Genomic DNA, 26,791 nt, shown 5'->3' on the forward strand with positions numbered 1-26,791 from the left:
AACGGGTCAGCAACAAACCATAGGTTGTCAATAAAGCCTAACTAGAGAGAATAATGACCATGAGAAAATACTATCTTAACAAGCTAAAAAGCACCTGCAGTAAGCTCGAAAGAGAAGCACTACGAACACTTGTAGAGTTATGTAACTGGCGTTATTAGTACACTTTTTAGCACCGAGTAAACGCGAGTTGAGCACAGCCTAATATGCTCCTACCCCCAATATGAGTTAGGTCTCAACTCGCTTTTCCTTTCAAAATCCCCTCTCAAGCCTGCTGTACCAATAGCTCACACAATCGATAAATTTCCGTTGTCGACTCGACAAATTTAATTCGTTTTCCTAGTTAAACGAAAAGCCTTAAGGTTCGCCCCGAAGCAAGCAAGGAGCCTCAGAAAAACTGAAAGCTCAGCTAACAACTAATTTATTTGCAGTTACCAATCAGGTATTAACTAAGGAAACGCCATGCGTATCGCAATTCTTTCTCGCAACGAAAATCTATACTCTACCGCTCGTCTAAAGCAGGCTGGAGAAGCTCGTGGTCATCAGGTCGATGTTATCGACACGTTGCACTGTGATATAGATATCGCGAGTAACAATCCGAAGATTCGCTACATGGGTGAAGAGCTACCTCAATACGATGCGGTTATTCCACGTATTGGCGCTTCCATTACCTTTTACGGAACTGCGGTTGTTCGCCAATTCGAAATGATGGGCACTTTTTGTATCAATGAGTCAGTAGCAATCAGTCGTTCTCGCGACAAACTGCGCTCACTACAACTGCTGTCTCGTAAAGGTATTGGCTTACCAAAAACAGGTTTCGCTAGCCGCCCAGACAAGATTCAAGACTTGATCAAAAACGTAGGTGGCGCGCCACTGGTTATCAAGCTTCTTGAAGGTACTCAAGGTATCGGTGTGGTTCTAGCAGAAACAAACAAAGCAGCAGAAAGCGTTATCGAAGCGTTCATGGGCCTAAAAGCGAACATCTTGGTTCAAGAGTTCATTGAAGAAGCAAATGGCGCAGACATCCGTTGTTTTGTTGTTGGCAACAAAGTAATTGCTGCAATGAAGCGTCAAGCTGGTGAAGGTGAATTCCGCTCTAACCTGCACCGTGGCGGCACTGCTCAGCTGGTTAAACTAACCAAAGAAGAGCGCGCGACAGCAATCAATGCTGCGAAAATCATGGGATTAAACCTATGTGGTGTAGATATTCTACAATCTAAGAACGGCCCAGTAGTAATGGAAGTAAACTCTTCTCCAGGCCTAGAAGGCATCGAGAAAGCAACGGGTAAAGATGTAGCAGACATGATTTTCGAATTCATCGAGAAGAATGCAAAACCAAACGCTAACCGTACTCGTGGCAAGGGCTGATTGAATACCGATAACTCATGATTGGAAAGAAAATGAACAATAAAATGATCATAGGGAATACCGAAGCACTTTGCTTACCAGAGTTAGGGATAACTGGACTACATACACGTGTTGATACAGGGGCTAAAACCTCTTCTCTACACGTAGACAATCTACTATGTGTTAAATCAAATGGTGAGAAATTCGTAGAATTCGACCTTCACCCAGATGTTTATCACCTAGAAGAGACGGTGCGCTGCAAGGCGAAACTGAAAACAAGTAAGAAAATCAAATCATCTAACGGCGAAGTTGAACACCGTTGCGTGATTGAAACAATGCTAAGAATCGGTGGTCAACAATGGCCTATCGATATCACGCTAAGCAACCGTCAAGATATGACTTACATGATGTTGCTTGGTCGCCAAGGCATGAGTGACAAAGTGATTGTTGATCCAGCGGGCGAATTCCTACTGACTCACTAATCTCAGTCATCGTAACCGCTCCACAGGTTATAACTAAAGCTCGTCACAACGATATAAGGCCAGTCTCATGACTGGCCTTATTGCTTTTATTTCCTAGGTAAACCTCACCTATTTCTTAGATTTACCATGAGATTGAAAACCAAAACGCCAAATTGAGAGCAGCAGTTTCTTGGTTTTAATTTTTGTTACCCGCCAATGCGTCACAGGCCTTCTTGGTGCACTCATCAACAAATGGTCAAACGCCTTCTGATTAAGATCCACTTGCCCTCCATGCGCCACCAACAGCGTGTCTATCTGCATGTCATAAATGCGTGACACAGAATCACGATACTTATTAGGGTGGAAGATGGGGAAAGGCGGAATGAGCTTCTTTTTGACCTCTACCATCAAGTCAGCCACATAGGCAACACTGTGTGATGGAGAATAAACAGAGAGATCTCTGTCGGTGTGCCCCGGCGTTTCCAACACTAACCAATCATCAAAGCCCGGAATGCTATCACCATCCGATAGCTTGTAATCCGGCTTTAACTTCCTCGAATACCAAAGGTTTGCCTTGGGTTTACCTAAACGATTCGCCATCCATCGTGCCAATGCCAGATCGGTCAGATGCATCAAGATGCCGTCGATACCGTGATACCAATCTTTGTCTCGGTTTGCAGCGACCAAATGACAGTTCGTTAGCTTTCTGAGCTTGTGCGCAGCCCCTGCGTGATCGGGGTGCATGTGCGTAACGACCACAGTATGCAGATCAGAAAAATCTCGCATTAGCTCAGTTTCAATAAAAGCCTTCAAATGCGGGATATCGGCTCGACATGCGCCATCGAGCAACAGTAATTTGTCCGGATACTCCACCAAATACATGTCTTGGATGTAACCTTTAATGGTATGCAGTTGCAAACCCACTCCTTGTGATAAACCAACTGGTCAGACCTATACCATAGCAAACTCACAGCCAATTGTGATCATTTTGTTAAATCAACAATCTAAAACCGAATAGAAAGCTCGAATCAAGATTTTGATTGGTATCCACTACATTACTCAAATCCAATGTTACTCAAATCCAATTTAACTCAGAACAATGAGTACACATTCCAAAGATAAGCATCAATTTAATCCGATATTTTTCAGCATTATTGAATGCCTGCATTGCCGTAAACCTTGCTCTATAAGCCATACAACTCAAGTATTCAGCACCATTTATCGTGACGACAAAATACGTGATTTGTTGACCTAAGTTATTAGGACTATATATGCGCCTCTAATTTATTGTCTGAGTGCTATACATGAACCAATTAATCGATGCTCTTTCTACCCAAGGCTATTTCGTTTGGGATGACTTCTTAACTCATGAAGAAGTGGTGGCATTGAGGGATTGCATTCCAGAGAACTGGAAAAAGGCTAGGATTGGCCGTAACGATGAAGTAACGCGAGAGTCTACTATACGCAGTGACAAGATTCAGTGGGTGCGCCGCGATATGGGGCAACCAGCGTCTCTGTTTTTAGATAAGATGGAACAAATTCGTTTAGCGGCCAACCAAGCGTTCTTTTTGGGGTTGTTCGAGTATGAAGCGCACTTTGCTAAATACGAAAAAGGTGACTTCTACCAGAAGCACTTAGACTGTTTCAAAGGCAACGAAAACCGTCGTCTGACCACGGTGTTTTACATGAACGACGAGTGGACAGAAGACGATGCTGGTGAACTTGTGGTTTACGATCTAAAAGACAACCACATCGCGACCATTCCACCAAAGTCAGGCCGTCTGTTTGTGTTCTTGTCCGAGCAGTTCCCACACGAGGTGCTGCCGACAAACACAGAGCGATTCAGTATTGCAGGTTGGTTCCGCATTAACGGCGTGAAAGACAACCAACTCGATATCGCACACTAAATATTGGTCTTTAACAACAGAACTTTAAAACCTCTCTATTGAGAGGTTTTTCATTAATGCGGTCAACGAAGAGAGTGCCACTAGAGCACAACTTGAATTTGCAGAGTAACCTCTAGAAAATCAATATAACAATTAATCTAGCGTAAAAGAGAAAAGTGATATTTAATAACTATTTACGATGCGCATTCAAGAAGGATTAATTATGTCGTTTATCATCGTAGGTCATCGTGGTGTTGCAGGTACTCACCCAGAAAACACTAAAGCAAGCATTGAACAGGCCGCTAAACTCGGCTTGAAATGGATTGAAGTAGACATTCAGCCAACTCAGGATGATGAGCTTGTGGTTTGTCATGACCACACGCTTGAGCGCTGCAGCGATGGCAAAGGTCGTGTCGACGAACATACCCTTGCAGAGCTGCGTCAGCTTGATTTTGGCCGTTGGAAATCAGAGCAGTTTGAGGGAGAGAAAATCCTCACGCTAGGGGAGTTGCTTGCACTTGTTGAAGAGCACGACCTCAGCGTTAACCTAGAGATCAAAGTCGACAGTCGACATCAAGCGCCTCATGTCGTTGATTTGCTGCATGCCGAGTTGATTCGTTCAAATCTAGACACCGACAGAGTGCTGCTTTCAAGCTTCAGCCATGAGGTAGTCGCTGAAATGGCTCACCATCTACCGAGATACCGCGTTGGTGTGATTACTGAGCAGCTCTCTCAAGACGATCTTCTGCTTATTGATCAAGTGAAAGCGTTCAGCTGTCATATGAATTACGAAAACGTCAATCAGGGTCATCTTGATACACTTTCCGAAGCAAATATTCAAACATGGTGCTACACCGTCAATGATCCGTCTCGCTTCGAATTCCTCTCAAAAGTGGACGCAGTATTCACTGATTTCCCAGATAAATTCAGACCGATAAATTGACTGGGTAAATACCAAAAAGAGCAACTTTAAAAGCGGTAAAATTTACCTCGATAAACCTCAAAATTAAGTAGCAAACACAAGTGAGTAGGAGTACATTCCGCTACTCACTTGGTTTCATTAGCTCGCTCTATTTAGACAGCTTTATTGGTTACTTAATTTATGGATCTCATTTTTAGTCCAACTTTCCCAATTTTGGGTGCAATCTTCATTTTCGCCGCTATCGTTCGTGGCTTCTCGGGCTTCGGTTTCACCTTAGTCGCATTACCTTTAAGTGCGTTATTCGTACCGGTTATCGAGCTTGTCCCTGTCTTCATGTTGATCGACCTACTTGGTAACGTTCAATTACTTCCTAAGGTCAAAAAGCATGTCAATTGGCGCTGGGTAGCCAAGGTATTTATCCCTTGTCTTGCGTTCACGCCTGTTGGCCTGCTTTTACTCCAATCAGTTAGCCAAGACACGATCATCTTGATCATCAGCGCCTTTATCTTTGCGTCTGCACTTATGATCTACAAAGGTTTCCAGTACAAAAGTGAACCTAGATTTGCTCCCTATATTCTAGGAAGTCTTGCGGGGGTCATGAACGGCGCGGCATCGATGTCGGGACCTCCAATTGGCACTCATGCATTGGCGAGCCCAGTCGCTCCACACATTGCCAGAGCTGGCCTGATTGCGTTCTTTGTATTGGCAGACTCCACTGCGTTTGTTTCAGCATCTATCGCAGGCTTAGTCGACCGCGATGTAGTTTGGCTTACACTGGCGCTATTACCGAGCAGTATGTTTGGCGGTTACGTAGGCTCTAAACTGTTCGAGAGATTTGGCGGAGCGAAGTTTAAACCAGTCACCATTGCACTGCTCATCGTGATTGCTATTTTCAGTGCCGGGCGAGTTTTACTGTAACGAGCTTAAGAAGGTTTGAAGCCACTCTATAAAAAAGTTCAGGAAATGGGTGCCAATAACTACCATTCGATGTGGATAGGGGTACCCATTTTTACAAGTTGGAGAAACTCATCCATATCTTGATTGGTTAATGCAATACAGCCATCCGTCCAATCAAAACTTTGAATAAAGCTCGGTGAACGGCGCTCACCGTTTTTGATGCCGTGGATTTTGATATTCCCTCCAGGATCCACATCATTTTTCTCTGCCCATTGCATATCCAAAGGTTGCGGATAATTAATATGTACTGAGCGATAAAAGTCCGACTCTTCCATCACATAGTCGAGCTGGTATTCCCCTTCTGGCGTTCGGTTATCTCCTTCAAAGCGTTTATGCCCTTTCGGTTGTTTACCTAGCGCAATACGAAATTCCTGAACCACCTCTTCACCTCTAAGCAGATACATTCTACGTTTCGACTTGTCGACTCTGACCAAGGTGACGACTTGCGACAGCGATTCTATCTTAGAGGTGTTATCCGGTACGTTGTAAAACTGCTGAGAGGAGCTTTGAGGTTGACGTTTCGATGAGCCTTGAGAAAGCTGAGCAACCTTTTCATCAGCACCACTTTTACGAGCATCATCCACAATAATCACATGCTCTGAGTTTGAACTCGAGGAAGAGGCTGAGTTAGAAGAAGACGTTGAGACACGTTGGGAATGAGCCGATGCCGACTCGAATACGATGGTTTCGATAGCCGTCGCGTCAGAAACTATTTTCTCGACCACGATCTGCTCTGCATTCGTGTTCGAAGCCATAAACAGTAAACACAGTGATAAAGGCAAAAACAGACGCACCTTTAGATTTCCTCAAAACGCATGGACATCGTTCGTGACTGAGTTTCCATTCCTAACGATTCATAGAAACCTTGCGCTTTTTGGTTGAACTCCATCACCTCTAACCTAAGTTCTATCGCCCCTCTCGCTTGTGCCCATTGATTAAATGACTTCATTAACGCTCGACCAGCACCCTTGCTCTGAACCTGATCATTCACCACAATCGTATTCACCCTTGCCACTTTGTGCGACTGAATAAAACTGACGCCTTTGTTCTGCGTTACCTTACCCGCTAAAAAGCCAACAACTTGCTTGTCATCTACCGCAACCAAGAAAGCACCAACCGGATCAAGCATCAAGCCTAACCAATACTCTTCACTGTCGGCCAAACCTTGTGACGCTGGCGCAAATACCATAGGTGCACCAAGATGATGTTGACGATTGATCTGTTCAGAGAGCGCTAAGATCGCGTTAATATCAGTTACCTTGGCTGTCCGGATTTGCATATCATCACCTTGTTTGAATTCAATAACACCTTAGCAAAAATGCCTTAGTTGTGCACCGTTACACTGATCAACCCGGACACTCAGTGAAAGCTGATTATTAATATTAGGCACTAAATTTGGGGAAATTGTTCCGTAAATCTCGGGCACATTGCTAGGCGTTGAGTGCTACTATCTCTGCAGAATCAATACGCTAACAACTGGAAACCACTATGATTAAGTTTGCTGTAATTGGAACCAATTGGATTACACAAAAGTTTGTTCAAGCTGCTCACGAATCTCAATCGATGCAACTTGCTGCGGTTTACTCTCGAAACCTAGACAGCGCGGTACAGTTCGCTCAAGAATTTGACGTTGAAACAACTTATGATTCACTCGACGCATTGGCAAATGACAAAACTGTTGAAGCCGTGTACATCGCTTCACCAAACTCGCTGCATTGCGAGCAATCTATCTTCATGATGGAAAACGGCAAGCATGTCATCTGTGAGAAGCCTGTCGCACCGAATATTGATGAAGCAACCCGAATGTTTGAGGTTGCTGAGAAAAACGGTGTGGTGTTGTTTGAGGCGTATAAATCTCAATTCCTGCCGAACTTTAAGCAAGTTCAACTTGGGTTAGAAAAGATTGGCAAGGTACATAAGGCACACATCAATTACTGCCAATATTCATCGCGCTACCAAAAATACCTAAACGGTGAGAACCCAAACACCTTCAATCCTGTTTTTTCTAACGGCTCATTAGTCGATATTGGCTTCTACTGTGTTGCCGCAACAGTCGCGCTATTTGGCAAACCCAAAAATGCACAGGCTTCTGCAAAGCTACTTGATTCCGGTGTGGATGCGCATGGTTGTGCGATCTTCCAGTATCCTGAGTTTGACGTGACGCTTGCTCACTCCAAAGTCAGCGACTCTTATGCGCCAAGCGAGATCCAAGGCGAGCAAGGAGCAATCATCATCGATCACATCGCTGAATGTACTGATGTTAAGATCCGCTACCGTGACGGCAGCATTGAAAACCTCACTCAAGCACAAAGCGAGAACTCAATGAGTTATGAAGCACAAGCCTTTGTAAGCTGCATTGAGGGTGATAAAGAAACTCAAGCTCACACCCAACAACGCGCTTTAACTGTTGCCAAGTTAATTACAGAGATGCGTCAGCAAGTCGGTGTCGTTTATCCAGCCGATAAATAACATCACTGCTAGGGTAACCAGCTGATTTTTAATAAATACCGATTTATGCATAACTAAATTTAATCTTTACGACAAACAACCGGATTAGTCGATTGGGGTACCATCTGTTTAAATCCGCGTTCGATATCTATCGTATTAATTTAATTTATTGAAGGTGTGTAAAGTGTTTTCAGTTGATGATCGCGTTGTAGCAACAAAAGGTGTTGAGCTAGGTGAAATGGTAGTAATTGGCCTAAGTGCTGGTGGCGGCTACGTTCACGTTACAACAGTAGAAGGCGCAATAATGACGCTTACTTACCCTGCAAAAGACCTTAAAAAAGCATAGTCTAACCGCTCCGCTCTTTTAGTAGTCACTCTGCTAAAGGTAACAAAATTGAGGCCTTGGCTGATTTCACTCTTCTGCATTAGAGTGAACAGCCAGGGCCTTTTTTATACCTTCAATCCCTTACCAGCCTCCCATTAGTTTACTCATTGCAGTAAAACTGGACCCAACAGACAATAGAATGAATCAAAGACTATTTGCATCAAGTACTTATTGTTTGTTAATGCCTACGGTTTATTGATGCTTAACGTTTATAGAGACTTAGCATCTATTGAAGCTTAGTATTCGCAAGACTTTCTGGTACATTAGCATCATCTTATATTTGTAATTACCTGAACTAAGGGAAGCTATGAAGCTTTATATTTACGACCACTGCCCTTTCTGCGCACGAGTAGCCTACATCGCTCAATCTCTAGGCTTAAACATCGAACTTGTTTCAGTGGATTATGATGATGCCCAAACCCTTATCGATTTGATCGGTAAAAAGATGGTGCCAGTGTTACAAAAAGACGACGGTTCTATCATGGCTGAGAGCTTAGATATCATTGCGTACTTCTTGGATTTGAAATCAAGCGATGAGCAGCGTGTGCCATCAGAGCAAGTCACTGTATTCCAAGCTCGCGCATTCCCGCTAACTCAACAAATTGGACGCCCACGCTGGTGGAACCTCGACTTGGCTGAATATCGCTCTCCAGGAGCCAAAGAAGCTTGGCGTGCCAGTAAAGAGACTGAAGGTTTTAACTTTCAAGAGCTCTTAGAAAAGACACCTCAGTTCGTTCAACTGATTAACCCATTACTGAAAGATGCCGAGCTCTTACTGGATCTAGAGAATGGTGAGTCATCACTGCCTCTTATCGACCAAGCAGTGTATTTCTCGATGCTTCGTGGCTTCTACGCAGAGGCGACAATTGAGTGGCCAAATGACTTGAACCGCTGGATGGAGAACAAAAGCAAAGTGTTCGATATCAGCCTACTGCGTTAGTCGTCTCAGCTAAGATGAAATAGTAGCTTAGAGACTAAAGTACACGCTAGAAACAAGGCAGCCTCGATACAAACATGCATCAAGGCTGCTTTTTCCTTTCTGAAAGTGAGTGAAGTGAAGTCACCTCATATCATTGAGTAAATGCTGGATATTTCACTTCTTGTGCTGGTTTAAACACTCTAGCTCCTTCACGGTTTTCTCAGCTGACATTCTTCACTTTAAATTGACCAACAATGTTCTGAAGTTGTTCCGATAAGTTCACTAGTTCTTGGCTCGACTCTACCGTTTGTTCAGCACCCACAACGCTCTCTTTAGTAATACGGCTAACATTCACTACATTCTGATTAATCTGTTCTACCGTGACACTCTGCTCTTCTGAGGCACTGGCACTCTGCGTACTCATATCAGAGATACTATTAATGGAACGAGTAATAACATCAAAAGCTTGCCCTGATTTCTCAGCATTCTCTACACTCTTCTTGGCAATATCACTGCTTTTCTGCATGCTGTTCACTACATCTTTCGTCCCAAGCTGTAAGCGCTCAATTAAGCCTTGTATCTCAGAGGTCGAATCTTGTGTTCGTTGAGCAAGACTTCGCACTTCATCAGCGACAACAGCAAAGCCTTTTCCTTGCTCTCCCGCTCTCGCAGCCTCAATAGCTGCATTTAATGCAAGCAAGTTAGTTTGAGCGGCAATATCTAATATCACATCAAGAATACCGCCAATATTGGTGGCTTCACGGGAAAGATCTTCAAGACGATCCATCGTGCTTTCGATCTCAGACTCCAAAGAATTAATGCTCATCGTTGTCTCATGCACTACGGTCAAACCTTGCATCGCTTCCTCACTCGCTTCACTTGCTGATTGAGCAGTATCAACAGCATTTCTTGCGACTTCTTGAACGGATATAGACATCTGGTTCATCGCAACAGCAACTTGATCTGTCATCAACATTTGCTCATTTGCACCGCTATTCGTAGCCACCGTAATATTGGTGAGCTGAGTTGATGAACTACTCAATCGCTCACTTGCAACCATCATGTTGCCAATGATTGTTTTTAAGCTTTCTGCGGTTGCTTTCAACGCGTTGGTTAACTCTCCAATTTCATTTTTCGCACCTTTTTCAATATTTACGGTGAGATCCCCTTTCGCTAGTTGCTTAGCGACACCGATAACGTAGTTTATCTGTGAGGTGATATTTCGAGAGATCAAAGCACCGAAACCGAAACAGAATACGACTGAAGATACACCACCAACAACGAGTACCATCAGAGCTAAATCGGAGGCTAAGCTTGCTGCCTCTTTTCTTTCAACCATGAGTACTTGCTCGACGTTAATGATTTCAGCCACTTTATTACGCAAGCCATCCATATATTGCTTGCCCTGCTTTTTGGCAAGCTTAACGTAAAGTTCATCAATGGAACTAAATCGGTTGGATTCACGCACCAATGTAATCGCGCTCGATGCATAATCGTCAATCCATGATTGAATATCACGCGATAGTTGGCTATTCCCCATAGACGCTAGCTGCTTATCAACTTTCGATTTGCCTTGATGGTAAGGTTCTAAAAAAGCTTCTTCACGATTTAGCATAAAGCCACGTAAACCTGTTTCCATGTTTACCATGTGATTAATAAGAGCCTCGCCATTTAGGTAGCGCCCTGTAGCAATCTCAGCTCGCAGGTTATCCATTTTCTCTTTACCGACATCACTTGCGATCAATGCTTGGAGTTGGTTAACGTAAGCCTGTCCATCATGGATACTCTTACGTAAAACAATAACTTCTTGAGCATACTTCTGCCACTCCATAGCTGCTCGATTTACTTCATCAAATCGTTGTTGTTGAGCAGGATTGTCACTAGTGAGCATTTTTACTGTCGATAAGCTATCTTCAAAAGCCTGCTTACCTGCATGGTAAGGTTCTAGATACTCTTCCTGGCCACCGATCGCATAACCTCGCAAGCCTGTCTCTTGGTCGACCATCGAATTAACTAAGCGATTGGATTGATCAATCACCTGGTAGGTATGCGTAACCATTGCATCGGTACTATTCAACGTTTTAATCGAATTCCACACGACGACGCACAGCGTAACTAAAATGCTGACCGTGATGACATTACCGAAAAGTAACCTACTGCGAATAGTAAGCTCTGATATATTCATAAACTGTTTTCCCTAACCTGTTGATGAACTGACGTATGTATTTGTAATAATTATCGGTTATTTAGTTAACCGTTCTCTAAACAATAGGTACACATCCGGTAAATAGGCAAAGAAATAAGCTATTTTTTCATAAGTATTTTAGGGGAAAGAGCTAACAACGAGAGAGGGAAGGTTGGATATAGCAGATATGAATAACAGAAAAAGCGACTTCACTGCTCCTTGTAACAGGCGCAATGAAATCACAATTTAGGTATCGTCGATAACACGCTAAAGCAGCCGGCGTCTCAAGCCAGTTCGCTCTAAGATTCGCGTTGAAATTTCTTCAACCGATAATGAAGACGTGTTGATGTAAGGTATCGCTTCTCGGCGGAACATCGCCTCTACTGTTTGTAGCTCATACAAACATTGCGAATCACTCGCGTATTCACTGCCCGCTAAACGGTTCTCACGGATCTCAGTCAGCCTTTCGGCATCAATGGTTAAGCCGAACAGCTTGTGTCGGTAAATCTCAAACTCAGGCAGTAGCTTCAAGCGCGCTAAATCATCATGGATGAATGGGTAGTTCGCTACACGTAGACCAAACTGCATCGCCATATACAAGCTTGTCGGCGTCTTACCGCTTCGAGAAACACCCAACAAGATGATGTCGGCTTCTTCCAACCCTTTCAGCGTGATGCCATCATCGTGGGCAAGTGTGTACTCAATCGCAGCAATACGGTCGAAATACTTCACCGAGTCCTTATTTACACTGCGTGAGCGTTGCAGTTTAGGCACCGGAGCCATCTGAATGTCATCCTGTACTTTCTGCACGATGCTTTCCAACACGTCATAACAGTGCGCTGGCGCTTGAAGCAATTTCGCTTTGATGTCAGGTATCACAATCGAAAAGAACACTAACGGTTCTAACCCGGTATCACGATACGAAATTTCAATCTCTTTTAATAAATCAGAAAGTTTGTCCTCACTTTCCACAAACGGGAAGGTTTTTTCATTGGCTTTGAAAGGGAATTGACCTAGAACAACATGCCCTAAAGTCTCACATGTTATGGCCGTTCCATCAGAAACATAGAATACATCACGACTTTGAATATCAATTTGCATTTTTTATTTAATGTTTAAAATTATTTTGAGTAGGATGGGAACCATAATATATATAACGAAACCCTGCTGACTATTACGTCCCCCACAGCTTTAAAAAATAATTTACATTTTTTTAAACTGACACGTAATCGTTTGCCTTTAAATCCCTACAATGCTTGCTATGTTTCTGGAGAAATAAATGCAAAATAATACCCTATGGTTCAATGGCCTATCCATGGAAGATGTCGACAAAGTCGGCGGTAAGAACGCCTCACTGGGCGAGATGGTTTCTAACCTGTCCAATGCTGGTGTTTCTGTACCTAATGGTTTTGCTACCACTTCTTATGCGTTTAACGACTTTCTTGATTACAAAGGTCTTGATGAACGCATTCACCAACTACTTGATGAACTTGATGTTGAAGACGTTGACGCACTGCGTAAGACAGGTGCAACGATTCGACAATGGGTTCTAGATGCCCCCTTCCCAGAATCACTAGAGCAAGACATCCGTGATAACTACCGCGAGCTGATTGAAGACAACGAAGAATTGTCTGTAGCTGTGCGTTCATCTGCAACCGCAGAAGACCTTCCAGACGCTTCTTTCGCAGGCCAGCAAGAGACCTTCCTTAACGTGAAAGGCATCGACGCTGTACTAGAAGCAACCAAGCACGTTTATGCGTCGCTATTTAACGACCGCGCTATCTCTTACCGCGTACACCAAGGCTTTGATCACCGCGGCATTTCATTGTCTGCAGGTATCCAACGCATGGTTCGCTCAGACAAAGCCTCTTCTGGTGTGATGTTTACGCTTGATACTGAGTCTGGCTTCGACCAAGTCGTGTTCATCACTTCTTCTTGGGGTCTAGGTGAAATGGTTGTACAGGGCGCTGTGAACCCAGATGAGTTCTACGTTCATAAGCCAATGCTAGAAGCGGGTCACTACCCTATCGTTAAGAAGACGTTTGGTTCTAAGTTGATCAAGATGATCTACTCAACCAACCAAGAGATCGGCAAGCAAGTTGATATTATCGACACCGATACTCAAGAGCGTAACGAGTTCTCGCTGAACGATGAAGAGATCAAAGAACTAGCAAAACAAGCGATGATCATCGAGAAGCACTACCAACGTCCGATGGATATTGAGTGGGCAAAAGATGGTATCGACGGCAAGCTTTACATCGTTCAAGCTCGCCCAGAGACGGTATGTTCTCAAAGCGACCAAAACGTTATCGAGCGTTACGAGCTAAACAACAAGGCTGATGTCTTAGTTGAAGGCCGTGCTATCGGTCAACGTATCGGTTCTGGCCCTGTTCGTTTGGTTGACTCACTGGACCAAATGTCACTGGTTCAAGAAGGCGATGTGCTGGTAACCGACATGACAGACCCAGACTGGGAACCTGTAATGAAGAAAGCCTCTGCGATTGTCACTAACCGTGGCGGCCGTACTTGTCACGCAGCAATCATCGCTCGTGAGCTCGGTATTCCTGCAATCGTTGGCTGTGGTACAGCGACAAGCAACCTAAACGATGGTGACACCGTGACAGTGTCATGTTCTGAAGGTGAAACTGGCTACGTTTACCAAGGTGAACTCGACTTTGAAATCAAGCGTTCTGAGGTTGATGAGCTACCAATGCTGCCAACCAAAGTAATGATGAACGTGGGTAACCCAGATCGCGCCTTCGACTTCGCACAGATTCCAAACGAAGGTGTTGGCCTTGCTCGATTAGAGTTCATCATCAACAAGATGATCGGTATTCACCCGAAAGCCCTATTGAACTTCGATGCACAAACTGATGAGCTAAAAGCAGAAATCAGCGAACGTATTCGCGGCTACAAAGATCCAATCGACTTCTACGTAAGCAAACTGACAGAAGGCATCGCGACTATCGCATCTGCATTCTGGCCTAAGCGTGTGATCGTGCGTATGTCTGACTTTAAGTCGAACGAGTACAGCAACCTAGTCGGCGGCAAAACGTTTGAACCACATGAAGAGAACCCAATGCTGGGCTTCCGTGGCGCATCTCGTTACATCTCACCTGTATTTGAAGACTGTTTCGAGCTAGAAACTCAAGCGATCAAACGCGTTCGCAACGAGATGGGGCTTAAGAACGTTGAAATCATGATCCCATTCGTTCGTACTCCAAGCGAAGCGGCATCGGTTATCGATATTCTGGCTAAGTTCGACCTTCGCCGTGGTGACCAAGGCCTGAAAGTCATCATGATGTGTGAGCTACCATCGAATGCAATTCTGGCTGAAGAGTTCTTGAAGTACTTCGATGGCTTCTCTATTGGTTCGAACGACATGACACAGCTGACACTTGGCCTAGACCGAGATTCAGGTGACGTTGCGCACTTATTCGACGAGCGTAATCCTGCTGTGAAAGCGATGCTGAAAATGGCTATCGACGCGGCAACCAAAGCGGGTAAGTACGTGGGCATTTGTGGTCAAGGTCCATCTGACCATGATGACCTAGCGGAATGGTTAATGGAGCAAGGCATCAGCTCTGTATCCCTAAACCCAGATACGGTTATCGATACATGGTTGAAACTAGGCAACGTTACTAGCAAGTAACCTTCTCTAATCGAGATACGAATAAAGCCAGTCATTGCGACTGGCTTTTTTATTTCCACCTACTCCAATAAAGCTCTCGCATTATCGCCCTGCTCGTAGATATAGAGGCTGACGCGAGACAGTATGGTTATCTCTTCCATGCTGACTTGAAGTGAGTTCTGCCCTCTTCCTAGGTTCGCTCTTAGACGGTTAACGAGTTGTTGAACTGCCTGCAAATCATCTCTCGCTTTTGGCACGCGAGTATTCATAAAGGTGAACCACTTTTCACTCATGTTACGGCTTATCTTGGCAAGCACTTCGCTATTGGTAATGGTAAATGCTTTATCAAGGTTTCCTCCGTCTCGAAGGATGTCATAAATAATGTGACCGTTCTTCTTAGCCACCATCATGTTCTTGGTATTGAGTTGCAGCTCACCAATGTGTCCGTTGGCCATTTTTAAGAAGAACTTAATGTCTTTGTAGCCAGCGTCAGTTGCACCACAGTTGAACTTAGCGTTGTCGCCTTGGCTGGTGCCGTAGCGATCTTTCATCGCAGACTGGTGATGTTTCAGCTCTACAAACTCTTTGGTCAGGATGATCATCGCTTTGGCTATGATCATATCTTCCATCGTTTCGAATACGATGGTCATACGGGCTGCATCTTTCAGATCACCAATGTCGTAATGACGTTTACGATTGGTGATCTTATCTAGCGCACCATGGAAATCTTTTACGCCTAAATAAGCACCGGGAGGCTGTTTGAGTGTCCCGTTACAGACCGAAGCAACTTTCACAGCAAACTCTCTCAGCGCCTCTTGTGCTTCAACGGTCTCCATAAACATCATGAAGAGCTGCTTCTTCTTGAGCGTGGCATTAGCTACCTGATTTCGAGAACCAAAATCGAGGTTCCCATTTGCTAACTTCTGGCTTGATGTTTCATCCAGATAGTTATGGATCTTCTCTTTCTGCGTCATAATGTCGAGAATCACCTGGTCTTGCTTTTTATTCGCTGCATTCAGGTAATCGAAGTTTTCCACCTTCTGCTTCAGTGCTTGTAGTTTCTGTTGGTAGTCTTTGACGTTAACCAATCGAAAGCCCTGAGACATGATGCCTTGCTGGTTTATCTTGGCGAGCACCTTAGCCTTATTCTTCCTAACTTGCTCTTGGCTAATCTGAATTTCTTCTGTGGTCGGCATATCTTAGTTCCCTCTCCAATATGCAGTTCATTCTGTACTGTCGGATGCACTATCCATTTTCCTATAACGATATTAGTTTATGGATTTGATAATTACATTAACCAGGAAGGATAACCCTATAAAATAAATAAGGTTTGAGAGGTACTTCCATAAAGTCACAGTACAAAATGCGCCAATTCTATCAACCGCAGGGTTAAGGAATCTACCGAGATCCGGTAACAATGATTGGTATCGTGCTGGCCTTACGTTATCCTTTACACAATTCTTCACAGCTCGACGTTACCGCTGTGAGTCTACCTTCAAGACCAAAAAGATTAATATGAATTCTACTACCGCAACTCCCACGCCTTCACTTGGCCGACAACTCTATACCATGACATGGCCAATGCTGTTCGGAGTGCTTTCCCTAATGAGCTTCCAACTTGTAGACAGTGCCTTCATTGGTCAACTGGGCGTACTGCCGCTTGCTGTTCAAGGTTTCACTCTGCCAATCCAGATGATCATCATCGGTATTCAAGTCGGGTTAGGCATTGCGACTACAGCAGTCATTGCTCGTGCAATTGGTGCTAACGAAATACGCTACGCCAAGCAGCTAGGTGGATTGGTGGTTGCGATGGGCAGCATGAGTGTCGCGCTTTTCTCCGTCATCATCTATCTATTACGTGGGCCTATTTTACAGTTGTTGGATGCGCCACCGACGGTATTACCGATCATTGATTCTTACTGGATCTATTGGCTAGTCAGCTCTTGGACAGGTGCTCTGCTCTACTTCTTCTACAGTGTGTGTCGTGCCAACGGTAATACCATGCTACCCGGCTCAATGATGATAGCGACCAGTATCATCAACTTGATATTGGACCCAATCTTCATCTTTACGCTCGACATGGGCATCAACGGTGCAGCGATTGCGACGATCTTGGCGTTCGGCGCAGGCATCTTTATCGTGGCTCCAAAAGTGACCAAGAAGCATTGGATGACATTCGATTGGAACGACCTTGATATAGGCAAGAGTGTTCGATCAATCGGTAACATCATGGGCCCTGCGATGATAAGCCAACTGCTGCCGCCAGTCTCTTCCATGTTAGCGACTAAGCTGCTTGCGGGTTATGGCACTGCAGCCGTGGCAGCTTGGGCGTTGGGTTCTCGCTTTGAATTTTTCTCTATTGTGGCTGTATTAGCACTGACGATGTCGATGCCACCTATGATTGGTCGCATGTTGGGTGAAAAGAACCTTGGCAACATACGTAGTCTTGTGAAGATTGCCGTGACCTTCGTGTTAGGTTTCCAACTGGTCATCGCACTGGTGACTTGGTTATTTTCTGGCGGGTTGGCGAACCTCATGAGCAGTGACAACGAAGTATCAACGATTCTTAATTACCACCTACTGATCGTGCCAATCAGCTTAGGGCCTTTGGGTATCTGTATGTTAATGGTGTCGGTTTCGAACGCCCTAGGTAAGTCTTATACCGCATTAACGATTTCAGCATTGCGTCTGTTCGCTTTCTTCTTACCTTGTTTATGGATTGGCTCTCATCTTGCCGGAATTGAAGGCCTGTTCTGGGGGGCCATGGTAGGTAATGTGTTTGCCGGAACGTGTGCATGGTTCATGTACCAACGCGCTTTAGGCCAAGTTGAAGCTAAGCTTGCCAAATAGGCAGATTAGGAACTCATCAATCAAAAAAGCAGCCGATTTAAAGGCTGCTTTTTTACATTACTCGGGGTCTATAGAACACGATAAACGCTCAAAGATTTAAACCATCAATGGTCAATTTCACTCCCGAGATGAAGAGAAACAGATAGCACAATCGATACACCCATATTTGATTGACGCGATGCAACAACCACACTCCTAGCTTAACCCCAACAGGAGCTAAAGGCATCAGAATCAATGCCGTCATCATATTGGTCGTGTCAAATTCACCTAATGCAGCATAAGGAACAAGCTTGGCTAAGTTGACTAAGCCAAACAATACGGCCATGGTCGCTACCAAAACAACTTTATCTAGCTTCAATGGCAACATGTAAATACTGGCTGGTCCACCGCCCGCGTGAATCGCAGTGCTAGAAAAACCACTCAACGTACTCCAAAACCATGCACTTATTTTTCCACCAGCTTTTTTCTCATCTACACCCAAGAGTAAATACTGACCGCAAAACAGCAGGGAAAGAAGACCAATGAGTAACTTCAATCCAGCCTCAGGTGTGATACTCAGAAACAACCCTGCCAAGATAACGCCAAAAACTGCCCCCGGAAGCATATTCTTAATGACTGAATAATCAGCATTACGATAATGATGTTTTACCGCAAACCCATCCATTACACACAATATTGGCAATAAGATGGCGGCAGCTTGAGAAGGTGCAATGGTCATAGCCATGAGGGGAACAGCGATAATACCTAACGCACCGCCTAACCCCCCCTTTCCAATTCCATAAATCAACACGGCGGGAATCGCAGTCACGTAAAACCAAAGTTCGGTTACAATAGGCATGAGCTCTACCATTTGTTGACGAAGGCTACTTTAGCTTTGCCCTTCCTTACCATTAACCAAACCCTTTTTGCTTTAAAAACAATCGACTGCGTTTAATATCAGCTAAAGTTCCAGCAGAATTTTGGGGATCACGTTCTTGTTCAATAGTGATCCAGTCTGAATAACCGATTTGATTAATAGCCAACTGAACTTCAGCATAATTGATCACACCTTCACCGATAGGACACATCACTCCTTGTTCGCAAGCAGTCCAAAAACCTACCTTACTTTCGATAACATCGGAAAACACGGCCTCATTGATATCCTTGAAATGAACATACTCTAATCGAGATGCGTACTCAATTAGGCTTTTCGCTGGATCCATACCGGCATAATACAGATGACCAGTGTCCAAACAGAGCCCGATCTCTTCACTCGTCAAATCGGCCAACATTCGGTCAATTTCATCACGGTACTCTATGTAGCCACCCGCATGAGGATGAACGACAGGACGAATATCATAATGCCTCGCAATAACAGCAATCTCACGAATAGTTTGCATCATTATGTCCCAAAGTTCGTCGCTTAACCTCGGAGCTTCGTCACTCAACCCAGCGTATGCACTACGCACATCATTTACACAATCAATCACGACCAGTTTTTCACTGCCAATGCGTTGAAGCATCGAGCACAAATCATGTGCTCTGTCCAATATGTCCTCTTTATGCTCTAAAGAGGAAAGTGGCTCAAAAAGTGTACCTGCACAGATCACTAAACCATTATCTCTAGTCTCCGTACTAACCAACTCCCCCTCTAGAGGCATATAGCCAAACGGGCCAAGCTCTATTCCTTGATATCCAGCAGTTTTACTTTCCACGATGACGGTATTCCATGATGGATTATGGACGTTAGTGGCAGACTCAACGCCCCAACAGCAAGGTGCGCACGCAATTAAGCTATTCATGACCATTCTCCATTCGGTTTAGCGTTAATACGCTGCAATAACGCTCAAGTAATATACGCCAATTACTTGCAGCCTCATGTTGCATTTATGCAAACCGCGTTTCTACCAACAGCTATAACACCTCTTTCTAAGTGCCTTTAGAATGAATCTACCAACAAAAAATAACCGCACGCTGCGTTTTGTGTATTTACGAACTCTCAGCACCTCATTGAATTGTTAACTCAGCTTTACCTTGATACAGGATATTACGATGGAACCTATCTACATTGTTGCAGCGAAACGTACACCAATTGGCAGCTTCAACGGCGCACTATCTTCAGTTTCTGCACCCACACTAGGCGCAGCTGCAATTAAAGGTGCAATCAGTCAATGTCATATCGACCCGACGCTTATTGATGAAGTGATAGTCGGTAATGTGCTCAGTGCTGGTATTGGAATGGGACCGGGACGCCAAGCCTCAATTCAAGCCGGTATTCCAGAAACGGTCCCCGCATACACACTCAATATGATCTGTGGAAGTGGGATGAAAACAGTCATGGATGCGGCAAGTCATATCAAAGCGGGTGATGCTGAGATCGTTGTTGCCTGCGGAATGGAGAGCATGTCTCAAGCCCCATTTCTACAAACGCACAAAGTTAGAAGTGGCGTTCGTATGGGAAATATTGCGTTAGAAGACAGCATCATTACCGATGGTTTAACCGATGCGTTTAATCAATATCACATGGGTATCACAGCAGAAAACATTGCAGAATCCTTGTCTATTTCGCGAGAAGAACAAGATGCGTTTGCACTCAAAAGTCAGTTAAACGCAGCAAGTGCACTGGAGAGCCACGGTTTTAGGAGCGAAATTGAACCAATAGAAGTATCGGTGCGTCGCAAACAACATACCGTGGAACTTGATGAATACCCAAAAACTGATAGCACATCAGAAAGCCTTGCCCGTTTACGTCCTGCTTTTAAAAAAGACGGCACTGTTACAGCGGGAAATGCCTCAGGGATTAATGATGGTGCAGCCGCGGTCATCCTAGCATCTAAATCAGCCGTAGAGCGATACCAGCTAAAGCCAATGGCAGAAATCGTCAACTACGCTCAAGCTGGGTTGTCTCCGGACGTTATGGGGTTGGGCCCCGTTCCAGCTATCGCTAATGTACTGGAAAAGTCTGATCTTTCACTTCAAGACATCGAGTATTTCGAGCTTAATGAAGCCTTTGCTGCTCAAGCTATCGGCGTTACAAAGCAGCTCGCTGAGCATCACAACGTTGATCAAAGCTGGATCCTAGAGCGCACAAACCACAACGGCGGTGCTATTGCCTTAGGTCACCCTCTTGGTGCGTCCGGGATCCGTATTCTTGTCAGCTTGGCCTATCAACTAGAGCGAAAACAACAAGACTATGGCTTAGCATCTTTATGTATCGGTGGAGGTATGGGTACTGCCGTGATCATCAAACGCTGCTCGTAGCTAAGTACTATACGACAAAGTAGAACACGACCAAGTAAAGAATGACTAGAATGACGGCGTCAAAATTATATTAGCCGTCATACCAAAAAATTAAGTTAGACAAGGCAATGAGCCAACTCTGTATAGGGGCGAATTATGAGAAAAAAAATTACTGCCAACGAGATTGCGGGAAAATTACATGATGGAATGACTATCATGATTGGCGGCTTTATGGCAAATGGCGCACCAGAGGGCCTTATCGACCTACTACTCGAGCACAACATCCAAAACATCACACTAATTTCGACCGATACCGGGAATCAAACCACCGGTTCCGGTCGACTTATTGCAGCAAAACTCATTAAAAAACTCTATGCCTCTCACATTGGTACCAACCCAGAAACGGGGAACCAAATGAACAATCAAGAGCTAGATGTTGAACTGGTACCACAAGGTACATTAGCCGAGCGTATTCGCGCAGGAGGCGCTGGACTTGGCGGTATTCTCACCCCAACAGGCCTTGGCACGATGGTGGCTGAGGGTAAACAAGTTATCAATATTGATGGGAAAGATTATTTACTAGAGAAACCTCTGCGTGCGGACCTCGCTTTTATACGCGGTTCAGTTGTCGATACCAAAGGAAATGTGTTTTACAAAAAAACCACTCAAAACTTCAATCCATTAATGGCGACTGCTGCCGACCTCGTGATTGTTGAAGCTGAAACACTTGTTCCAGTTGGCGATATCGAACCAGAATCAGTACATACCCCAGGTCTATATGTAGATCACGTCTATCAAAAGGAAGCAAAATAGTGACGGATATTATTTGTAAACCTCAACCTGTTTATGGCGATGCGCCTTTGGCAAGCAAGATTACCGATAAGGCAGTAATTCGCCGAAATATTGCTTGGAGAGTGGCTCAAGAACTGCATGACGGCGACGTCGTGAATTTGGGGATCGGCATGCCATCTTTGGTTGCAAATGAAATTGACTCGGAAGTCGAACTCATACTGCAATCTGAAAATGGATTACTCGGTATTGATGCTATTGCTGACGACAGCAATACGGACGCAGACTTAGTCAATGCAGGTGGACAACCGATTACCGCAACCAAAGGCGCTAGTTATTTTAACAGTGCCGACTCCTTCACCATTATTCGTGGTGGTCATGTCGACGTAACGGTTCTCGGAGCACTACAAGTCGATGAGCAAGGTAACCTTGCTAACTGGATTATCCCAGGGAAAATGGTTCCGGGTATGGGAGGTGCTATGGATCTAGTCGTAGGTGCGAAAAAAGTCATCGTCTCAATGGAGCATACGGCGAAAGGTAAACACAAGCTTCTTAAAACCTGCTCTCTGCCATTAACCGCACTTAATCAGGTCGACATGGTCGTCACAGAGATGGGCGTCATATCCATTCATGACTCCCAAATGATATTAACGGAAATAGCCCCAGGCTACACACCAGAAGAAGTGCAACAAGCAACAGAAGCGACCTTGATCATCCCAACCCCTCTCAACATTATGCCACTTCCAAAACATTAGGTTTTCTAAATAGTAAATCATGTTACTACGCCTTTATGTGTAATGGCTGCTCCACGTCATATTCGCCCATGCTGAAACAGCATGGGCATTTATTGTGTTCACGGCTGCACCAAGATTGTCTATTGAAATGCACCGATCCCTTCGATTAAATAAACGTACCATCTAATGCGGTAACTGCGTACTTTCCTCTTCTAGCGAAAAAAGCAGTAACCTAAATGGCTACTGCTTGTTGGGAAACTATCTAAAATAATAACTCCTACTACATCGTCGGAAAATTAAAGCTGCTGGTGTGCTCTTCCAATCGCACGCTGGCAGGCCAGCGACTCGTGACGGTTTTCATTCTTGTATAAAAACGAACCCCATCATTACCGTGCATATTTAAAGGCCCAAAGATCGAACGTTTCCACCCACCAAAACTATGAAATGCCATTGGTACAGGAAGAGGAACATTGATACCCACCATCCCAGCCAACACCTCTTCTTGAAACTGGCGCGCAGCCTCTCCATCTCGAGTAAAAATTGCCGTACCATTGCCATACTCGTGTCGGTTAATTAAGTCTAAACCCGTTGCGTAATTGGGCACCCTCACAATCACCAACACTGGACCAAAGATTTCATCTTTGTAAATTGTCATTTCAGGAGAGACGTGGTCAAACAAAGTCGGCCCTACAAAATACCCCTCTTTGTGGCCATCCACCTCAAGCAAGCGTCCATCAACCAGAAGTGAAGCACCTTGCAGCTCTCCCTCTGAGATATAGTCACAGATTTTTTGTTGATGAGCCGCAGAAATAACAGGGCCCATATCGTTTTCCTGTCCTTCCACAACCCCAGGACCGACTCGCATGGACTGTATCTGCGTTTGTAATTTATCGGTTAAATGATCGGCCGTTTGATCCCCGACAACCACTACCACAGATAATGCCATACAGCGTTCTCCCGCCGCGCCATATGCGGCTCCCATGATGGCTTGAGAGGTCATATCTAGGTCAGCATCTGGCATCACTAAGCAGTGGTTTTTTGCACCACCCAACGCTTGGCAACGCTTACCATGAGCAGAAGCCGTGGTATAGATGTACTCGGCAATCGGTGTAGAACCAACAAAGCTTACCGCTTGTACACGTTCATCGGTAAGCAATACATCCACAGCTTGTTTATCACCATTCACCACATTGAAGACGCCATTTGGTAGTCCTGCATCTTTAAGTAACAACGCCAGCTCGAGGGCCAGCGACGGATCTTTTTCAGACGGTTTCAAAACAAATGTATTACCCGTAGCCAGTGCTACAGGGAACATCCACATAGGAACCATTGCAGGGAAATTAAATGGTGTGATGCCAACGCAAACGCCCAATGGCTGCATTAATGAATGACTATCTATGCCAGTGCCAACATTAGATGAGTGCTCACCTTTTTGTAGGTGTGGGATACCACAAGCAAACTCAACCACTTCGAGCCCTCGAGCTAACTCCCCAATGGCATCTGAATAGATCTTCCCATGCTCACTAGAGATCAGGCGCGCTAAACGGTCAAGATTAGCCTCAACTAAGGCTTTAAATGCAAACATCACACGGGCACGTTTCAATGGTGATGTTTTAGCCCAACCTAGATGAGCCTGTTGAGCGGACTCAATAGCTTGTGCCGTTTGTTCTTCATTACTTAATACAACTTGCTTTGTTTGCTGACCTGTTGCTGGGTCAAAGATCGGAGCAACACGTTCCGTTTGATATTCGCTTATTTCACCATTAATAAAATTAAATACGGTTTTCATAACTGGGTCCTTTAGTTGGAAATCAATGAAGGTGCGCCTTGTGATTTAAGACGAGACTGTGAAGATGACTGACAAGATGTAGATAAATTGCGCTGTTGCCATGCTCTCACCAAGCTCGAATAGTTCGACTTGATTTGAGCAATGAGCTCCTGATCATTTATGTCATTCGCTAGCCACAAACTGGATGGCAATCCAAATATTGTTCGCCCAACCGCAAAGCCTTTTACCAGCGAACAGTTTGCTGCAGCATTAAATCCAGCTTGCACCTCATCTAATGGTGCATCCAGCCCAAGAATCAATATGCCTCGACAATGTGGGTCGTTGTCTTGTACCAACAACTCCACTTGTTTCCAGGATAATTCAGAAAGCGGCGGTAATTTCCACCAGTCAGGTTTAACACCAATAGAATAGAACTGATTCATCAACGTAAGGTACTGCCCATCCCCCAACGTCATTTCCTTAGGTAAAATAACCTCTAGCAGCAATTCGTGTCCCGATTGGCAACACGCATCGTAGACTTCTTTAACTGTCTTTTCTTGTGATAGACGTAAAGCAATGTCATCGTCCGGGTGGCAAAAAACCAAACACTTTACGACATGCTCAAGTGGCCAAGTTCTCAACTGACTGCCGATGTCTCCATGCTCTAATTGCAAAGGTCTAGACCCAGGTTCTTCTACCGGTCTACCAATCCAAGTACCTGTACCGGTTGCAGAATTAAGGACTGGCTGACCAAAAGTACCATCACAAAGCAAGCCAAACTGTCTAGACAGATTCTCTTCTTGGCTCACATCTAGTGACGCCTTATAGATCAACTGCTTCAGTATCGAAATACGGTCAAGACCTGCGCCAACATCTTTCGCCATCTGTTCAAACTGGCTACGGTGATCGAATGCCAAAACACATAATTCATCCCACTGAGTTTGACGTGTAGTAACTCGGTGCAAATGGTTTAGTTGACTGTCTTGATCCGGTCGCAGAACGTCTTGGGCACGAGCTAAATAGTTATCTAACTCTTCTTTAGTAGGCATAGCAGGCGCGCAGCCATGGCGTGAAACCACTAACGCACCACACGCGTTGGCATAAGCGCAAGCTTTCTCCCAGCTTTCATCATTGAGGTAACCTCGTAACAGGCCAGACATAAAGGCATCCCCCGCACCAAGTACATTAAGAACATCCACTTTAACGCCTTCTACAGTGATACCCTCATCCAGTGAATCTGGTACATCGCTAGCAAAAACAGAACTACCCAACGCGCCTCTTTTGCACACGAGTTCAGCCTGGCTAACAGTTCGAACCGACCTTAAAGCCGCAACTGTATTTGTGGAGCCACCAGCAATATGGAATTCCTCTTCAGTACCAACAATAAGGTCAAAAAGCGGTAACACTTTCTGAAGTTGATACGTAACCTCAGCTGAATCGATATAGCGAGTTTCGCCATCACCAAGACTAGTTAGCCCCCAAAGAACAGGCCGGTAGTCGATATCCAACGCAGTTTTAACTCCGTGCTTGCGAGCATATTTTAAGGCGAGTAATACCGCCCCTCGGGTCTTCGGATTTGAAAGATGAGTACCTGTAACCGCTAAGCAGCGTGCTGAAGCTATGTAAGATTCTGAAATATCATCCACACTGAGCGCCATATCGGCACAATTATCACGATAGAAAATTAATGGAAACGTCTCTTCATCTTTTATGCCTAACAATACTAAAGCTGTTAAGCGTTCGCGGTCGGTGATGAGATGGCGAGTATCAACCCCTACAGATTGCAACTCCTCGCGAACAAACCTCCCCATATGCTCATCACCAATACGAGCAAGCATTGACGACTTTAATCCAAGCCTTGCTGTTCCATAAGCAACATTGCCCGACGACCCTCCTAAATATTTCGAAAATGACCCCATAGATTCTAATCGCGAACCAATTTGTTGCCCATAGAGGTCAACCGCCACTCTCCCCAAACAAATCAAATCCAGTGTTTTATCTTCTATCTGCATAATCCCATTCCTTGTAGACAAATTGGTTCGCTTATATTCAGCTTCATCGCTTACAAAGAGGAAACTCTGTCACCTCTGCAAACTCAAACTCAGCCATAGAAATAAATCTCACCTGTAGACTGAACTCCCCCTTTATATGAAATAAAAATTCCAAAATCAAAGAAAAGCGAAACATATAGTTCATTAAAGTGATCGAGTTTACATTAAATCGCAAAAGTAGACTTTAACCTCAGAAATAAAGGAAAAATTAGAAAATATTTTTCACTCACTTTTTCATTCGA

General features: G+C 44.6%; 23 protein-coding genes. 13 read left to right on the top strand and 10 right to left on the bottom strand.

Annotation, left to right across the window (positions count from 1 at the left end; translation table 11 throughout):
• Window positions 1–459: 459 nt before the first annotated feature.
• Entirely contained in the window at window positions 460–1,365 is a 906-nt protein-coding gene (gene rimK, locus OCV56_RS19930; RefSeq protein WP_004740040.1) for a 30S ribosomal protein S6--L-glutamate ligase, read from the top strand.
• Between the two features lie 32 nt (window positions 1,366–1,397).
• On the top strand, window positions 1,398–1,826 hold the full coding sequence (locus OCV56_RS19935; RefSeq protein ID WP_004740039.1) for an ATP-dependent zinc protease family protein: 429 nt from the start codon (window positions 1,398–1,400) through the stop codon (window positions 1,824–1,826).
• A gap of 108 nt (window positions 1,827–1,934) precedes the next feature.
• On the opposite strand, the gene OCV56_RS19940 is transcribed toward OCV56_RS19935, so the two are convergent.
• On the bottom strand, window positions 1,935–2,723 hold the full coding sequence (locus tag OCV56_RS19940; protein ID WP_032554230.1) for an MBL fold metallo-hydrolase: 789 nt from the start codon (window positions 2,721–2,723) through the stop codon (window positions 1,935–1,937).
• Window positions 2,724–3,109: 386 nt separating this feature from the next.
• On the opposite strand from OCV56_RS19940, the gene OCV56_RS19945 reads away from it, so the two are divergent.
• The 3 genes from OCV56_RS19945 to OCV56_RS19955 all read left to right on the top strand — a co-directional run bounded on the left by OCV56_RS19945 (window position 3,110) and on the right by OCV56_RS19955 (window position 5,531).
• On the top strand, window positions 3,110–3,712 hold the full coding sequence (locus OCV56_RS19945; RefSeq protein WP_086712517.1) for a 2OG-Fe(II) oxygenase: 603 nt from the start codon (window positions 3,110–3,112) through the stop codon (window positions 3,710–3,712).
• Between the two features lie 202 nt (window positions 3,713–3,914).
• Window positions 3,915–4,634: a glycerophosphodiester phosphodiesterase family protein gene (locus tag OCV56_RS19950; protein WP_086712516.1), complete on the top strand. Its 720-nt coding sequence runs from the start codon at window positions 3,915–3,917 to the stop codon at window positions 4,632–4,634.
• A 159-nt stretch (window positions 4,635–4,793) separates the two neighbouring features.
• On the top strand, window positions 4,794–5,531 hold the full coding sequence (locus tag OCV56_RS19955; protein WP_086712515.1) for a sulfite exporter TauE/SafE family protein: 738 nt from the start codon (window positions 4,794–4,796) through the stop codon (window positions 5,529–5,531).
• Window positions 5,532–5,590: 59 nt separating this feature from the next.
• Here OCV56_RS19955 and OCV56_RS19960 read toward each other — a convergent pair whose 3' ends face one another.
• Together OCV56_RS19960 and OCV56_RS19965 are read right to left on the bottom strand one after the other, a co-directional pair.
• Window positions 5,591–6,364 (bottom strand): L,D-transpeptidase family protein, encoded by a 774-nt coding sequence (locus tag OCV56_RS19960; RefSeq protein WP_086712514.1) that lies wholly within the window; start codon window positions 6,362–6,364, stop codon window positions 5,591–5,593.
• 2 nt (window positions 6,365–6,366) lie between these two features.
• The gene (locus tag OCV56_RS19965) at window positions 6,367–6,849 is read right to left on the bottom strand and encodes a GNAT family N-acetyltransferase (RefSeq protein WP_086712513.1); all 483 of its coding nucleotides are present in this window, start codon (window positions 6,847–6,849) and stop codon (window positions 6,367–6,369) included.
• Window positions 6,850–7,058: 209 nt separating this feature from the next.
• On the opposite strand from OCV56_RS19965, the gene OCV56_RS19970 reads away from it, so the two are divergent.
• From OCV56_RS19970 to grxB, 3 genes are all read left to right on the top strand, one after another.
• Complete coding sequence (locus tag OCV56_RS19970) at window positions 7,059–8,039, top strand: Gfo/Idh/MocA family protein (protein WP_086712512.1); 981 nt, start codon at window positions 7,059–7,061, stop codon at window positions 8,037–8,039.
• 163 nt (window positions 8,040–8,202) lie between these two features.
• Entirely contained in the window at window positions 8,203–8,364 is a 162-nt protein-coding gene (locus tag OCV56_RS19975) for a hypothetical protein (protein ID WP_009846296.1), read from the top strand.
• Window positions 8,365–8,710: 346 nt separating this feature from the next.
• Window positions 8,711–9,343 (top strand): glutaredoxin 2, encoded by a 633-nt coding sequence (gene grxB / locus OCV56_RS19980; RefSeq protein ID WP_086712511.1) that lies wholly within the window; start codon window positions 8,711–8,713, stop codon window positions 9,341–9,343.
• 199 nt (window positions 9,344–9,542) lie between these two features.
• On the opposite strand, the gene OCV56_RS19985 is transcribed toward grxB, so the two are convergent.
• Together OCV56_RS19985 and ppsR are read right to left on the bottom strand one after the other, a co-directional pair.
• The gene (locus tag OCV56_RS19985) at window positions 9,543–11,507 is read right to left on the bottom strand and encodes a CHASE3 domain-containing protein (protein ID WP_086712510.1); all 1,965 of its coding nucleotides are present in this window, start codon (window positions 11,505–11,507) and stop codon (window positions 9,543–9,545) included.
• Window positions 11,508–11,774: 267 nt separating this feature from the next.
• The gene (gene ppsR, locus OCV56_RS19990; RefSeq protein WP_086712509.1) at window positions 11,775–12,608 is read right to left on the bottom strand and encodes a posphoenolpyruvate synthetase regulatory kinase/phosphorylase PpsR; all 834 of its coding nucleotides are present in this window, start codon (window positions 12,606–12,608) and stop codon (window positions 11,775–11,777) included.
• Between the two features lie 178 nt (window positions 12,609–12,786).
• Here ppsR and ppsA point away from each other — a divergent pair, with 178 nt between their 5' ends.
• On the top strand, window positions 12,787–15,159 hold the full coding sequence (gene ppsA / locus OCV56_RS19995) for a phosphoenolpyruvate synthase (protein ID WP_086712508.1): 2,373 nt from the start codon (window positions 12,787–12,789) through the stop codon (window positions 15,157–15,159).
• A gap of 59 nt (window positions 15,160–15,218) precedes the next feature.
• On the opposite strand, the gene OCV56_RS20000 is transcribed toward ppsA, so the two are convergent.
• Window positions 15,219–16,334 (bottom strand): hypothetical protein, encoded by a 1,116-nt coding sequence (locus OCV56_RS20000; protein WP_086712507.1) that lies wholly within the window; start codon window positions 16,332–16,334, stop codon window positions 15,219–15,221.
• Between the two features lie 319 nt (window positions 16,335–16,653).
• On the opposite strand from OCV56_RS20000, the gene OCV56_RS20005 reads away from it, so the two are divergent.
• Window positions 16,654–17,988: an MATE family efflux transporter gene (locus tag OCV56_RS20005; RefSeq protein ID WP_086712506.1), complete on the top strand. Its 1,335-nt coding sequence runs from the start codon at window positions 16,654–16,656 to the stop codon at window positions 17,986–17,988.
• An 88-nt stretch (window positions 17,989–18,076) separates the two neighbouring features.
• On the opposite strand, the gene OCV56_RS20010 is transcribed toward OCV56_RS20005, so the two are convergent.
• Together OCV56_RS20010 and OCV56_RS20015 are read right to left on the bottom strand one after the other, a co-directional pair.
• Entirely contained in the window at window positions 18,077–18,826 is a 750-nt protein-coding gene (locus OCV56_RS20010) for a sulfite exporter TauE/SafE family protein (RefSeq protein ID WP_086712756.1), read from the bottom strand.
• Window positions 18,827–18,878: 52 nt separating this feature from the next.
• Window positions 18,879–19,769, bottom strand: coding sequence for a TIM barrel protein (locus OCV56_RS20015; RefSeq protein ID WP_086712505.1), 891 nt, complete (start codon window positions 19,767–19,769; stop codon window positions 18,879–18,881).
• A 250-nt stretch (window positions 19,770–20,019) separates the two neighbouring features.
• Here OCV56_RS20015 and OCV56_RS20020 point away from each other — a divergent pair, with 250 nt between their 5' ends.
• The 3 genes from OCV56_RS20020 to OCV56_RS20030 all read left to right on the top strand — a co-directional run bounded on the left by OCV56_RS20020 (window position 20,020) and on the right by OCV56_RS20030 (window position 22,751).
• On the top strand, window positions 20,020–21,228 hold the full coding sequence (locus OCV56_RS20020) for an acetyl-CoA C-acetyltransferase (RefSeq protein ID WP_086712504.1): 1,209 nt from the start codon (window positions 20,020–20,022) through the stop codon (window positions 21,226–21,228).
• A gap of 135 nt (window positions 21,229–21,363) precedes the next feature.
• The gene (locus tag OCV56_RS20025) at window positions 21,364–22,020 is read left to right on the top strand and encodes a CoA transferase subunit A (protein ID WP_086712503.1); all 657 of its coding nucleotides are present in this window, start codon (window positions 21,364–21,366) and stop codon (window positions 22,018–22,020) included.
• An 8-nt stretch (window positions 22,021–22,028) separates the two neighbouring features.
• Window positions 22,029–22,751, top strand: a complete 723-nt coding sequence (locus tag OCV56_RS20030) for a 3-oxoacid CoA-transferase subunit B (RefSeq protein ID WP_373960680.1) — start codon at window positions 22,029–22,031, stop codon at window positions 22,749–22,751.
• 259 nt (window positions 22,752–23,010) lie between these two features.
• Here OCV56_RS20030 and OCV56_RS20035 read toward each other — a convergent pair whose 3' ends face one another.
• Both OCV56_RS20035 and OCV56_RS20040 read right to left on the bottom strand, forming a co-directional pair.
• Window positions 23,011–24,519 (bottom strand): CoA-acylating methylmalonate-semialdehyde dehydrogenase, encoded by a 1,509-nt coding sequence (locus tag OCV56_RS20035; protein ID WP_086712502.1) that lies wholly within the window; start codon window positions 24,517–24,519, stop codon window positions 23,011–23,013.
• A gap of 11 nt (window positions 24,520–24,530) precedes the next feature.
• Window positions 24,531–26,510 (bottom strand): bifunctional 5-dehydro-2-deoxygluconokinase/5-dehydro-2-deoxyphosphogluconate aldolase, encoded by a 1,980-nt coding sequence (locus OCV56_RS20040; protein ID WP_086712501.1) that lies wholly within the window; start codon window positions 26,508–26,510, stop codon window positions 24,531–24,533.
• Window positions 26,511–26,791 lie beyond the last annotated feature (281 nt).

Origin of the sequence: Vibrio gigantis, assembly GCF_024347515.1 — a bacterium.
Classification (GTDB): Bacteria; Pseudomonadota; Gammaproteobacteria; order Enterobacterales; family Vibrionaceae; genus Vibrio; species Vibrio gigantis.

Bases quoted from the DNA above. Each gene is read 5' to 3' on its own strand.
- rimK (WP_004740040.1), top strand. From the start codon at position 460: ATGCGTATCGCAATTCTTTCTCGCAACGAAAATCTATACTCTACCGCT.
- OCV56_RS19935 (WP_004740039.1), top strand. From the start codon at position 1,398: ATGAACAATAAAATGATCATAGGGAATACCGAAGCACTTTGCTTACCA.
- OCV56_RS19945 (WP_086712517.1), top strand. From the start codon at position 3,110: ATGAACCAATTAATCGATGCTCTTTCTACCCAAGGCTATTTCGTTTGG.
- OCV56_RS19950 (WP_086712516.1), top strand. From the start codon at position 3,915: ATGTCGTTTATCATCGTAGGTCATCGTGGTGTTGCAGGTACTCACCCA.
- OCV56_RS19955 (WP_086712515.1), top strand. From the start codon at position 4,794: ATGGATCTCATTTTTAGTCCAACTTTCCCAATTTTGGGTGCAATCTTC.
- OCV56_RS19965 (WP_086712513.1), bottom strand. From the start codon at position 6,849: ATGCAAATCCGGACAGCCAAGGTAACTGATATTAACGCGATCTTAGCG.
- OCV56_RS19970 (WP_086712512.1), top strand. From the start codon at position 7,059: ATGATTAAGTTTGCTGTAATTGGAACCAATTGGATTACACAAAAGTTT.
- grxB (WP_086712511.1), top strand. From the start codon at position 8,711: ATGAAGCTTTATATTTACGACCACTGCCCTTTCTGCGCACGAGTAGCC.
- OCV56_RS19985 (WP_086712510.1), bottom strand. From the start codon at position 11,507: ATGAATATATCAGAGCTTACTATTCGCAGTAGGTTACTTTTCGGTAAT.
- ppsR (WP_086712509.1), bottom strand. From the start codon at position 12,608: ATGCAAATTGATATTCAAAGTCGTGATGTATTCTATGTTTCTGATGGA.
- ppsA (WP_086712508.1), top strand. From the start codon at position 12,787: ATGCAAAATAATACCCTATGGTTCAATGGCCTATCCATGGAAGATGTC.
- OCV56_RS20000 (WP_086712507.1), bottom strand. From the start codon at position 16,334: ATGCCGACCACAGAAGAAATTCAGATTAGCCAAGAGCAAGTTAGGAAG.
- OCV56_RS20005 (WP_086712506.1), top strand. From the start codon at position 16,654: ATGAATTCTACTACCGCAACTCCCACGCCTTCACTTGGCCGACAACTC.
- OCV56_RS20010 (WP_086712756.1), bottom strand. From the start codon at position 18,826: ATGCCTATTGTAACCGAACTTTGGTTTTACGTGACTGCGATTCCCGCC.
- OCV56_RS20015 (WP_086712505.1), bottom strand. From the start codon at position 19,769: ATGAATAGCTTAATTGCGTGCGCACCTTGCTGTTGGGGCGTTGAGTCT.
- OCV56_RS20020 (WP_086712504.1), top strand. From the start codon at position 20,020: ATGGAACCTATCTACATTGTTGCAGCGAAACGTACACCAATTGGCAGC.
- OCV56_RS20025 (WP_086712503.1), top strand. From the start codon at position 21,364: ATGAGAAAAAAAATTACTGCCAACGAGATTGCGGGAAAATTACATGAT.
- OCV56_RS20035 (WP_086712502.1), bottom strand. From the start codon at position 24,519: ATGAAAACCGTATTTAATTTTATTAATGGTGAAATAAGCGAATATCAA.
- OCV56_RS20040 (WP_086712501.1), bottom strand. From the start codon at position 26,510: ATGCAGATAGAAGATAAAACACTGGATTTGATTTGTTTGGGGAGAGTG.